Here is an 11,594-nt window from a genome sequence, read left to right as displayed (position 1 = left end):
GGTTTCGGGTCTAATGCATCAAACTCAGTCGCCCTATTCAGACTCGCTTTCGCTGCGCCTACACCTATCGGCTTAAGCTTGCTTGATACATTAAGTCACAGACCCATTATGCAAGAGGTACGCGGTCACATCTCAAGGATGCTCCCACTGCTTGTAGGCAACCGGTTTCAGGTACTGTTTCACTCCCCTCATCGGGGTGCTTTTCACCTTTCCCTCACGGTACTAGTTCGCTATCGGTCATGTACGAGTATTTAGGCTTGGAGGGTGGTCCCCCCATGTTCAGACAGGATTTCACGTGTCCCGCCCTACTCGAGTCCTTCAACATCAGTTTCGCATACGGGGCTGTCACCCGCTAAGGCCACTCTTTCCAAAGTGTTCTGCTACTTGAATTGAAGGCACTGGCCTGGTCCGCGTTCGCTCGCCACTACTAACGGAATCTCGGTTGATGTCTTTTCCTCCGGGTACTGAGATGTTTCAGTTCGCCGGGTTCGCTTCACCAAAGCTATGTATTCGCTTAAGTGATACCTTGCCCCAATTAACCCGGCCCGTGATCGCTCACCGGCTGAATTAATTGGTGAAGGTGGGTTTCCCCATTCGGAAATCGTCGGGTCAAAGGTTGCTCACACCTCACCGACGCTTATCGCAGCGTGCCACGTCCTTCATCGCCTGTACATGCCAAGGCATCCACCAATTGCCCTTACCTCACGCTTGAGAGTCCACACCACCAACGACAACGCTGGGCGCCGGATCGAAATCCGAACACCACTCGGCACGCGCCGCCATCGGCTGGATCATCCCGACGATCAGATCGTCAGGACATCCCGATGTGGATGTAAAAATCTCAGCCTTTATTGAGTTTCCATCAGGGCGAACCCCGATGAAACCCGATTTTGCGTCGACGCGCACCCGATCCGAGGATCGAACACGACGCCGTCGCGGCATCGATTTGAAAAACCCATTCACAATGTCAAAGAAGTGCGGCGCAAATCGCCGCGTTGCCGCACAATGCTGCGCAGCAAACCCGTTGCTTCATCCCTGGATAGCCGAGAAGGTGGTGGAGCCTGTCGGGATCGAACCGACGACCTCAAGCTTGCAAAGCTAGCGCTCTCCCAACTGAGCTAAGGCCCCGTTTGGTACCTGGCGATGGTGGGCCGAGTAGGAGTTGAACCTACGACCTCACGCTTATCAGGCGTGCGCTCTAACCACCTGAGCTACCGGCCCCCTCGCCAATTGCTGGCCGATAAGGCCGCAGGGCGCGAAAGCCAGCTCAGGCAACCAGCCGATTGGCTGGTATCCAGTGATGAAGGGACATGAGGACGGCGGCAATGTTCTTTGGACAGGAGGAAGCTCTTTCCGAGTGACAAGCACCGGACGCTTTCCGCCATGATCCTTAGAAAGGAGGTGATCCAGCCGCAGGTTCCCCTACGGCTACCTTGTTACGACTTCACCCCAGTCGCTGAACCCACCGTGGTTGGCTGCCTCCTTGCGGTTAGCGCACCACCTTCGGGTGAATCCAACTCCCATGGTGTGACGGGCGGTGTGTACAAGGCCTGGGAACGTATTCACCGCGGCATGCTGATCCGCGATTACTAGCGATTCCGCCTTCATGCTCTCGAGTTGCAGAGAACAATCCGAACTGAGATAACTTTTGGAGATTAGCTCACCCTCGCGGGATTGCTGCCCACTGTAGTTACCATTGTAGCACGTGTGTAGCCCAGCGCGTAAGGGCCATGAGGACTTGACGTCATCCCCACCTTCCTCCGGCTTATCACCGGCGGTTCCTTTAGAGTACCCAACTAAATGATGGTAACTAAAGGCGAGGGTTGCGCTCGTTGCGGGACTTAACCCAACATCTCACGACACGAGCTGACGACAGCCATGCAGCACCTGTGTTCCAGTCCCCGAAGGGAAGAGACCCATCTCTGGGAATCGTCCGGACATGTCAAACGCTGGTAAGGTTCTGCGCGTTGCTTCGAATTAAACCACATGCTCCACCGCTTGTGCAGGCCCCCGTCAATTCCTTTGAGTTTTAATCTTGCGACCGTACTCCCCAGGCGGATAACTTAATGCGTTAGCTGCGCCACCCAAGCTCTAAGAGCCCGGACAGCTAGTTATCATCGTTTACGGCGTGGACTACCAGGGTATCTAATCCTGTTTGCTCCCCACGCTTTCGCACCTCAGCGTCAATACCAGTCCAGTGAGCCGCCTTCGCCACTGGTGTTCTTCCGAATATCTACGAATTTCACCTCTACACTCGGAATTCCACTCACCTCTCCTGGATTCAAGCGATGCAGTCTTAAAGGCAATTCTGGAGTTGAGCTCCAGGCTTTCACCTCTAACTTACAAAGCCGCCTACGTGCGCTTTACGCCCAGTAATTCCGAACAACGCTAGCTCCCTCCGTATTACCGCGGCTGCTGGCACGGAGTTAGCCGGAGCTTATTCTCCCGATACTGTCATTATCATCTCGGGTAAAAGAGCTTTACAACCCTAAGGCCTTCATCACTCACGCGGCATTGCTGGATCAGGCTTTCGCCCATTGTCCAATATTCCCCACTGCTGCCTCCCGTAGGAGTCTGGGCCGTGTCTCAGTCCCAGTGTGGCTGATCATCCTCTCAGACCAGCTAAGGATCGTCGCCTTGGTGAGCTTTTACCTCACCAACTAGCTAATCCTACGCGGGCTCATCCTTGGGCGATAAATCTTTGGTCTTGCGACATTATTTGGTATTAGCAGCAATTTCTCGCTGTTATTCCAAACCCAAGGGCAGATTCCCACGCGTTACGCACCCGTGCGCCACTAAGGCCGAAGCCTTCGTTCGACTTGCATGTGTTAGGCATGCCGCCAGCGTTCGTTCTGAGCCAGGATCAAACTCTCAAGTTTGATGTTCACATCCAGCGAGGAGGAATAGTCCCCGTCGGACGCGCTCATTTCAAGGAGCCGTTCCTGCACAAATCATTTCACGTATGGAAACGTGTAAGGACATGTTTGAACCGGGCCGCCGAAGCAAACCCAAGTCCATGGAACGGCTTGGCTTTTACCGAGTTACTGACACCTTGAATGCCAGACCCGGGGCCGCCGCCCACATGTCCCTTCATCTAAACTAACAATGTCAAAGAGCGCAAAAGACCGACGCCCTGTCTTACCCCTTTTTCTCGGGGCGACCCGTGCGCCTGGTTTTTGGTGACTGACGAAGCGTTCCGGTGAGGAGCACCGCGTCGGTGAAGGGGCATATATGGGGGGTGTTGGAGGCCGTCAACGCCCTTTTGCAATTTTGTGTCACTTTTTTCTCAGAGCCCGGAAAACACGGGGTTTACGCGATCTAAAGCCGCGCGCGTGCACGACGCCGCGGTGACCAATTCACCCGAATCGCTGGCGACTCGCCCCGCAGAATCGCTGCATGCGCAAGTGCGAAGCGCGGTATTCTGGCGCACCGGCACCCAAATCCTGGGCCAGGCGATCGCGTGGCTGTCCACCTTCGTCGTGATTCGTCTGCTCGACCCGGCCGATTACGGCCTGTTCGCGATGACGCAGGTGGTGTTGTTCCTGCTCAACATGCTCAACGGCTATGGCCTCGCCAATGCCGTCATCCAGAAAGCGGAGGTGACGCGGCGCGACTTGCGCCAGCTGATGGGCATGCTCGTGCTGCTCAACCTCTCGCTTGCGCTCGTTCAGCTCCTGCTCGCCCCCGTTGCCGCCGCCTATTACCGCCAGCCGGTCGTCGCCGACCTGCTGCATGTCCAGGCGCTGCTCTATCTGACCACGCCGTTCAGCGCGTTCGGCTATGCCCTGCTCGCCCGACAGATGCGTTTCGATGCGCAGTCCAAGGTCAATCTGGCCTCCGCTGCGCTCGGCGCGCTCGCCGCGATCGGCGGGGCGAGCCTGGGCTGGGGGGTGTGGACGCTCGTCTACGCCCCGCTCGTCCTGTTCGGCACGCGCGCGGTCGGGATGACGATCGCCACCCGCACGCTGGTCATGCCGAGTTTCGATTTCCGCGGCGCAGGTGCCATGGCGCGCTTCGGCGGGCTGGTCGCCGCCAGCCAGTTGCTCGGCTTCCTCCAGTTCCAGGCCGACGTGCTGATCGCCGGGCGGCTCTTCGCGCCCGAAGCGGTCGGGTTCTACACCACCGGCCTGTTCCTGGCCCAGCTGTTCAACAACAAGTTCCTGCCCGCGCTGAACGAGATCAGCTTTTCGGCCTATGCCCGGATCAAGTCGGATCCGCTGGCGCCGGGGCGCGCGCTGGTGCGGTCGGTCCGTCTGATCATGATCGTCGCCATGCCCTTCTATTTCGGGCTGGCAGTGACCGCCGAGCCCGTCGTCGCGCTCGTGCTCGGTCCCAAATGGCTGGGCGCGGCGGCGCTCGTCCAGCTGATCGCGCTGGCCATGCCGGCGATGACGGTCCAGATGCTGCTGCAACCGGCGAGCGACGCGATCGGGCGCCCCGGCATCGCCGCGGGCAACAGCGCGATCGGCGCGGTGATCGTCCCGATCGCTTTCCTGGTCGGCGCGCAATGGGGGGTGACGGGCATCGCCGCGTCGTGGCTGGTCGCCTATCCGTTGCTGCTGTTGATCTGTGCGCGGCGAACGTTGCCGGTGCTGGGGGTGACGGGGATGAAAGTCGTTCGTGCGGCCGCCCCCGCGGTGATCGCGGCGTGCGCGATGGCGCTGATCGTCACGCTGGCGGATTCGGCCCTCGCTGCGCCGGCCGCGTTCCGCCTGCCCCTGCTCATCGCGCTCGGCGCGGCGAGCTATGCCGGCTGGCTGGCGGTGTTCGCGCGTTCAACCGTGGTCGAGCTGATGGCGCTGGTCCGCCGCACGGGCTGATCGCGCAGCCGCGCAATCGCCGCGCGCGTCGCGTCGATATAGGCCATGCCGTTGAACCGGCACGTACCGATGAAATGGGCAAAGCGCGCATCCGTCGGCACGCCCTCGTCCCAGAAATTGAAATAGCGGTGATAGGGGAGCAGCAGCGGATCGGACTGGTTGGCGACGACGAAATTGGACGTCACCTGCTCGCTGCCCCAGCGTTCCCAGCGCGCGCGCCCGATCTCGCGCTCGACCGCGACCGAGAAGGCTTCGGCGGGCGCACGCCCCTCGCCCGACCGCGCAAAGCCCGCAAAGCCGGCGCAGCCGCGCGCGTAGCGCAGCCGCGCGATGCCCGGCACGGCAATCCTGCCCAGCACCGATTCGGCCGCCTCCTGGACATGCAGGTCCGGCGCGCTCAGGTCGACCGGCGCGCGCGTCGCGGCAAAGGCGACGGCGTCCGCCAGTTCCGCCTCCGCCTCGCCGCGTAGCGTAAAGCTGCGCCCGGCGACGACGGCGGCCCGAACTTCGGGCAGGTCGCCCAGCGTCACCGTGTCCGAATCGGCCTGGATCACATAGGCGTCGCGGCGCAGGTCGAGCAGGGTCAGCAGCCGTTCCCACGTGCCCCCGACCGGACACGGCCCGACATCGACCGCGCTGATCGGAATGATCCGGGGGTCACCCAGATGATGGCGCAGCACCGCGCGATCGCTGGCGGTGAAGGTGCCGTCGTCCAGAATGACGACGCGCCCGATGCCGCCGAGCCCTTGGTGCAGCGACTTGACCGACACGAGATAGGGGTAGAGCACCGCCGTCCCGGCCATGGCGAAAAGGATGACGCCATCGTCAGCCGGCACGATCGGCGGGGTATCGAGCACCGCGCGCGCGATGCGTCGGTGCCACCATTGCTTGGCATAGAAATTGGCGTGTTCGGCGAGCGTCGGCATGGCCGGATGTCCTACGCCCGAATCTTTAAGGGAAGGTGCGCGTTCAGGCCGACTGGATATAGTCGCGCATGGCCGCCGCCTCGGCCTCGATGCGTTCGATCCGGAACTTCACCAAGTCGCCGATCGACACGAAACCCACCAGCGTGCCGTCGTCCACCACCGGCAAGTGGCGGATCCGCCGCTTCGACATCAACGACAGCGCGGCCAGCACCGCGTCGCCTGACGTGACCGTGATCGGCGGCGCGGTCATCAGGTCGCGCACCGGACGATCGAGCGCGGCCGCACCCTCCTGGTTGAGCGCATAAATCACGTCGCGCTCGGAAAAGATGCCGACGACCTTGCCGTCCTTCATCACCGGCACCGCGCCGATCCGCTTGCCCGCGATCAGCGCGACGGCAGCCGCGACCCGCTCGTCGCAACCGACCGAGATCACCTCGGTCCCCTTGCCCTTCAGGATTGCCGCTATCGTCATCGCGTCCCTCCTCGCTACCGCATCATTTCGTGCGCCGGAGGTTGAGCATTCCATGATTCGCCCCCATTGGAAAGGGATGACACCACCTCGCCAAGGCCTCGACGACCCGGACTACGCCGCCCAGGCCTGGGGCCGCTATCGCCGGCTGCTCGGCTGGATGGGACTGTTCTCGGCCGCGTGCGGCGTGCTCGCCGTCTGGGTGCTGTGGCGCTGGACGGGCGCGATGCCGATCCACATGGGTATCGCCACCTTTCTGGGCGTATTCCTCACCATGCTGATCGCCGTCGCGCTGATGGGGCTGGTCTTCCTGAGCTCCGGCACCGGCCATGACGAACAGGTCGAGGACCCGCTGCGCGGTGAGGTGGACGTGGACTGAGTTACCCACGCGGTTCCGCGAAGCTTCCGTGACGACAAGCCGGCAACGGATCCCGCCTGCCGAATCATAGGGCGATGATTAGATTGGCGAGCTTGTCCATCTCGGCCCGGCCCGCAGGCGGAAGCGGCGCCCCGTTGATCCACTCAACATAGAAGGACTGCCGCCACACCATTCGGAAATAGCGGGCGGTCCGTTTGAACGGCACCTCGAAACCCGGAGGCATGCTTCGATCAGCCCCGGTGGCGAGAAGCCAGACGCTGCGCCCGGCGAGGGCGCGACCCGACGTGCGGTCGACCGGATCAAGAAGCAGATCGGTAAGGCGGTCGAAAAATGCCTTCAGGGGCGCGCTCATCGCGTACCAGTAAACGGGGGTGGCGAAGACGATGTCCTGGCTTTCGAGCATCATCGTGACGACGCTGCGGAAATCATCGCGGTCGTCGTGACGCGCATAATCAAAGGGTGCGACCGTCAGCGTGGACAGGTCGACATGCTGTGCCCGCGCGCCCAACTTGCCGCTCAGGTACGCGACGAGCGCCCCGGTATGCCCATCCGTCCGCGCAGAGCCGGAGATCAGTGTGATGCGCCTTGTGCGCTCGTCGCCAGCAGCCATCGGGGCATTCGACCGCGATTGCCGAAACGCGTCAACAGGCTGTAGGTGGGGTTGGCGTGCAATCGCTCGATTTCGAAGCCGCCATCGTTGATGCTCGCGCGCATCCGATCAACTATTCCCCCGCCACACCGCCTCCCTCCCCATAGCGCGCGATCAGCGCGCGGGTGACTCCGTTGGTCCAGCCGAACCCGTCCTGGAGGGGATATTCGCCGCCGCCGCCGGGGCGGCGCTCCTCGACATCGTATTTCTCCAGCATCTTGCCGGTCTCGCGCCAGGCGCGTTCGACATTGCCGATCCACCGCGTCGCGATCTCGCGCGCCAGTTCGTCCTCGCCGTAACGCACGAGACCGTCGACCGCGATCCATTGCAGCGGGGCCCAGCCATTGGGCGCATCCCATTGCTGGCCGGTACGGGTGAGCGTGGTGCGCAGTCCGCCGGGGGCCAGCAGCTTGGCGCGCACCGTCGCCGCCACCGCCGCTGCCTGGTCCTTGCTGGCGATGCCCGCAAACAGCGGATAGAGCGTGGCGGCGGACAGGACGGGCGTCACCTGCCGCGTCTCGCGATCCCAGTCGCCAAAGCGTCCTTCCGCGCTGTTCCACAAATAGCGCGAGATCGCCGCCCGCCGCCGCTCAGCGCGCGTTGCAAAGTCGCGTGCGCATGCGCGATCCCCGCCGGCGCGACACCGCGTCGCGATCGCATCCTCCAGCGTCCACATCAGGCTGTTCAGGTCGACCGGCACGATGTCGGTGGTACGAATCGTCGCCAGCCGCGTGGGATCGCTCAGCCAGCGCGACGAATAGTCCCATCCGCTTTCCGCGCCCGCGCGCAGGTGACGGTACATGAGCGCCGCGTCGCGGTTGCTCTCGCGCGCGGTCGCCACATCCTCGGCCCAGCTTTCGTCGCGAGGGATCGACTTGTCGTCCCAATAGCGGTTAAGCAGCGTGCCGTCGGGCATCCGCACCACCCGCTCGCACGCGCCCTGCCGTTGCGCGCAGGCGGCACCACGCATCCAATAGGCATGCTCGGCCCGCAGCGCCGCCAGCCGCGCCCTGGCGAGCGCGGGTGAGTCGCTGTCGGACAGCCCGACCATCAGCGCGAAGAAAGGCGGCTGCGATCGGCTGAGATAATAGGTCCGCGTGCCATTGGGGATATGCCCATAGCGATCGACCAGGCTGACGAAGTCGGCCAGCATCCCCTCGATCAGGTCGCCGCGGCCATCGACCCTCAGCCCCAGCATCGTGAAATAGCTGTCCCAGTAATAGATTTCGCGGAATCGTCCGCCCGGCACCACATAGGGCGCGGGGAGCGCCAGTGCCGAAGACCCCGCCGGCGGGTCGAGCGGTGGTCGGGTCAGCTGCGGCCACAGCCCCCTGATATGTGCGACGAGGTCGTCCGCGCGGGTCTCCGCGGGTGCATCGGGCAGGATGAAATGCCGCGCGACGAATGCCTTCAACTCGGCGCGCGTGCGGGGCCGCTCGCGGGCATACGCCTCCAGGATCGCCTGCGGCGTCGCGCGCGCGGTGGCGTCGACGAAGGTCTTGCCGTCGTCGAACACCCGCTCGCGCTGCACCGCCTCGAATAGCGGGCCGTACAGCTCCGCCGGGCTCCGGGGCGGGTCGGCCGCGGCGCTCAGCAGCAGCAGCCCCGCCGCCGCCAGGGCGCGCCATGTGTTCGTCAGAGCCATGTCGCGCCCCTTCGTCTTCCGGTCAGAACTGATAGGCGGCCGTGAAGCGGAACGACCGGCCCAGGATCGGCCGCGCCAGGATGGCACCCGACCCCTGCGATCCGATCACGCGCGGATTGCCTTCGGTCAGCCCGATCTCGTCGGTCAGATTGTCGCCATAGAGCTGGAAGGTCCAGCGATCATCGACCTTGAGCGTCACGCCTGCATCCCATTTGACGAAGTTGGGCAGCACCTGAAGGTTCTCGACGTCGGAAAACCGGTCGCCGGTGTAGCCGATCGTCGTGAAGACGGTCCCCTCCATCCGGTCGCCGATCGGCGTCTTGTAGGACGGCGTCACCCGCCATTGCCACTCGGGCTGGCGCTGCACACGATTGCCGGTGTTGTCGATCGTCCCGTTCGCGCTGAAGAAGTCGACATAGCTCGCGTCGAGATAGGTCAGCGACCCGGTGATCTGCAGCCCCTCGAACGGGCGCAGCGCACCTTCCAGCTCGACGCCGTTGGTTTCCGCGCCGCCGATCTGGGTCAGCGGCGGCTGGCCGACGATGATCTGGGTCGACGCCAGCCCCTCGAACTCGTTGCGGAACAGCGTGACATAGAGGTTGAGCAGGTCGGTCGACGCCTTGAGCCCGATTTCATAGCTGTCGACGCGCTGGGTGATGTCCAGCCCGTCGCGCAGATTGTCGAACTGCGGAAAGGTGTGCCCGCGGCTGTAGCGGGCGAACGCGCCGAACTGGCGGCTGAACTCGTAATTGGCACCCAACGTCCACGACCATTCGTCGCCTTCATAGTCGATCGTGTTGAACGTGCCGTTGAGCACGGCGATGTTGCGGTCGAACAGCGTGTTCGGGTTGCCGTCGACATCGGCGATGGTCGAATTATTCTCCACCCGCCCATCGACCGTGTGATTCTGATACCGGATGCCGGCATCGATGCGCAGCTGATCGGTCACCTGCAACTCGTCGACCAGGTAGAAGGCGATGTCCTCGCCCTCATAGCTGGCGTTGACATTGAAGAACGAGCCGCCGGCAAAGCCGTTGCGCGTCGCCTGCTGCAGCACGCCGCCATTGTTGATGACGAGGTCCAGCCGCCGCGCATTCGGCTCGGCCGTAAGCAGCTGGGCGTTGCCCAGATTCCACAGATCGTTCGATTCGTAACGCGTGTAGTAGAACCCGCCGGTCAGCGTGTTGCCGCCCGACTTGAACTCGAGCGCCAGGTCGTTGACGAACGCGTCGATGTCCTTGCGCACCGTCCAGAACCCGATCGGGATGACCAGCTGGTCGGCACCCACGCCTGCGCGATTGCCATCGGCGAAGTTCAGGCTGGCCACCGTTCCGCCCAGCCCGGCGGCATAGGCGGCGGCGGTCTGGGGCGTCGCCCCGCCGGGTACGAAACCGGTCGTGTCGGCACTGCCGGTCAGATAGCTCGCGCGATCGCGCACGGTCAGGCCGTTGGCGAGCTCGTAATCGAAATTGATCCCGACATTGCCGATCCGCGCGCCGCGTCCGTCGGCCAGGTCGGCCGGCGTGCCGTCGGGCAGGATCGCGCGGCGGGTCTGCGGGCTGGCAAAGGTGCCGGTGCCCGCATCAAAGCCCGGAAAGCTGCGGATATTGTTGCCGTCCTGGATCACCGGGATCGGCAGCAGCCACTGGCCGCGATCGTCCAGGTAGCGGCCGAATACGAGCAGCGAACCGCGGTCGAACTCGTGCGACAGGTTGGCGGTGATCTGCCCGCCCTTTTCCGCCGTGAACTCGGCATCGCGAATGCCGTCGGACTGGGCGTAATAGCCGCCGATCATGAACCCGGTATTCGGCCCGATCGGACCCGAAACCACCGCGTCGATCCGTCCTTCACCGAAATCGGTCACGCCCAGCTTGACCAGACCCTCGAGCTCGGAGCCCGCCTGTTTCTGGACGAAGTTGACCGTCAGGCCCGGCTGCCCGGCGGAAAACAGCGCACCGGTGCCGCCGCGCACGGCTTCGACGCGCTGCAACGTCTCGTCGATGCGGATCAGCTGGCTGTTTTCCAGGAACGACAGCGTCGACGGCGGAAAGAACGGCACACCCTGGGTCTGCAGCGTCACGAACTGGGCGTCACCGCCCGAGGGATAGCCGCGCACGAAGATGTTGGCACCGTTCTGACCGCCCGAGCTTTCGGCCGACACGCCGGGAATCGCGCGGAACAGGTCGGCGGTGGACGCGGGCGAAATCTGGTCGATCGCATCGTTGCTCAGCGTCGTTACCGCAAACGCCGCATCCTGGCGCCGCGTGCCCGCCCCGGCGGTGCCGATGACGACGATATCCTCGGCCGGCGCGTCATCTTCGGCCTGCGCCGGGTCGCTGCCGGCGGCGGCGACATCCTGCGGCGTCGCCAGTGCCGCCGTCGCGTCGTCGCGCACGATCAGAAATGCGCCGCCAGGTGCCACGCGATGACGCAGCCCGGTGCCCTTGAGCAACCGGTCGAGCGCCTGTTCGGCGGTATAGTTCCCGCGCAGCGCACGCGCCCGCTTGCCCGCAACGATCTCGGGCGCGAACAGGATCTGCTGGTTGCTCTGGCGCGCGAACTCGGTCAGCGCATCGCCCAGGCTGTCGGCGCGGATCGACAGCTGAAGCGGCGGCGGGGCGGCATGGGCGGCTGCGACCGGCACGACGGGGACGAGCATGGCACCGGCAAGAAGGCGCAGGGCAAGGCGGCTTAAGCGATGTGACT

At 63.7% G+C, this 11,594-nt stretch carries 8 protein-coding genes, 2 tRNA genes and 2 rRNA genes (1 of these 12 running past the window's edge); 2 read left to right on the top strand and 10 right to left on the bottom strand.

What is annotated here, in order from left to right:
• From GO308_RS15605 to GO308_RS15585, 5 genes are all read right to left on the bottom strand, one after another.
• A 23S ribosomal RNA gene (locus GO308_RS15605) occupies nucleotides 1-711 on the bottom strand (it extends 2,078 nt beyond the left edge of the window).
• The gene (locus GO308_RS15600) at nucleotides 703-906 is read right to left on the bottom strand and encodes a hypothetical protein (protein ID WP_231729680.1); all 204 of its coding nucleotides are present in this window, start codon (nucleotides 904-906) and stop codon (nucleotides 703-705) included. Before GO308_RS15600 ends, GO308_RS15605 begins: the two co-directional genes overlap by 9 nt.
• Nucleotides 907-1,052: 146 nt before the next feature.
• A tRNA-Ala gene (locus tag GO308_RS15595) sits at nucleotides 1,053-1,128 on the bottom strand.
• A 16-nt stretch (nucleotides 1,129-1,144) separates the two neighbouring features.
• Nucleotides 1,145-1,221, bottom strand: a tRNA-Ile gene (locus tag GO308_RS15590).
• A 173-nt stretch (nucleotides 1,222-1,394) separates the two neighbouring features.
• Nucleotides 1,395-2,879, bottom strand: a 16S ribosomal RNA gene (locus GO308_RS15585).
• Together the 16S and 23S rRNA genes with 2 tRNA genes alongside form the textbook arrangement of a ribosomal RNA operon.
• Nucleotides 2,880-3,332: 453 nt before the next feature.
• Between GO308_RS15585 and GO308_RS15580 the strand changes: the two genes are divergently transcribed.
• Nucleotides 3,333-4,820 carry a lipopolysaccharide biosynthesis protein gene (locus tag GO308_RS15580; protein ID WP_240886092.1) on the top strand — a complete coding sequence of 496 codons (1,488 nt, stop codon included), beginning with the start codon at nucleotides 3,333-3,335 and terminating at the stop codon, nucleotides 4,818-4,820.
• On the opposite strand, the gene GO308_RS15575 is transcribed toward GO308_RS15580, so the two are convergent.
• Together GO308_RS15575 and GO308_RS15570 are read right to left on the bottom strand one after the other, a co-directional pair.
• The gene (locus GO308_RS15575) at nucleotides 4,745-5,746 is read right to left on the bottom strand and encodes a hypothetical protein (protein WP_240886091.1); all 1,002 of its coding nucleotides are present in this window, start codon (nucleotides 5,744-5,746) and stop codon (nucleotides 4,745-4,747) included. The two genes, GO308_RS15580 and GO308_RS15575, sit on opposite strands and share 76 nt — an antisense overlap.
• A gap of 43 nt (nucleotides 5,747-5,789) precedes the next feature.
• Entirely contained in the window at nucleotides 5,790-6,218 is a 429-nt protein-coding gene (locus GO308_RS15570) for a CBS domain-containing protein (RefSeq protein ID WP_066478993.1), read from the bottom strand.
• Nucleotides 6,219-6,294: 76 nt separating this feature from the next.
• Between GO308_RS15570 and GO308_RS15565 the strand changes: the two genes are divergently transcribed.
• Entirely contained in the window at nucleotides 6,295-6,594 is a 300-nt protein-coding gene (locus GO308_RS15565) for a hypothetical protein (RefSeq protein ID WP_066478994.1), read from the top strand.
• 64 nt (nucleotides 6,595-6,658) lie between these two features.
• Here the strand turns inward: GO308_RS15565 and GO308_RS15560 are convergent, their stop codons facing one another.
• From GO308_RS15560 to GO308_RS15550, 3 genes are all read right to left on the bottom strand, one after another.
• Nucleotides 6,659-7,204, bottom strand: a complete 546-nt coding sequence (locus tag GO308_RS15560; RefSeq protein WP_240886090.1) for an NAD(P)H-dependent oxidoreductase — start codon at nucleotides 7,202-7,204, stop codon at nucleotides 6,659-6,661.
• A gap of 112 nt (nucleotides 7,205-7,316) precedes the next feature.
• Entirely contained in the window at nucleotides 7,317-8,888 is a 1,572-nt protein-coding gene (treF, locus tag GO308_RS15555; protein ID WP_240886089.1) for an alpha,alpha-trehalase TreF, read from the bottom strand.
• 22 nt (nucleotides 8,889-8,910) lie between these two features.
• Nucleotides 8,911-11,547, bottom strand: coding sequence for a TonB-dependent receptor (locus tag GO308_RS15550; RefSeq protein ID WP_240886088.1), 2,637 nt, complete (start codon nucleotides 11,545-11,547; stop codon nucleotides 8,911-8,913).
• Nucleotides 11,548-11,594 lie beyond the last annotated feature (47 nt).

Origin of the sequence: Sphingomonas sp. SFZ2018-12 (genome assembly GCF_022496715.1) — a bacterium.
Classification (GTDB): domain Bacteria; phylum Pseudomonadota; class Alphaproteobacteria; order Sphingomonadales; family Sphingomonadaceae; genus Sphingomonas.
This window is presented reverse-complemented; position numbering and strand designations above follow the sequence as displayed.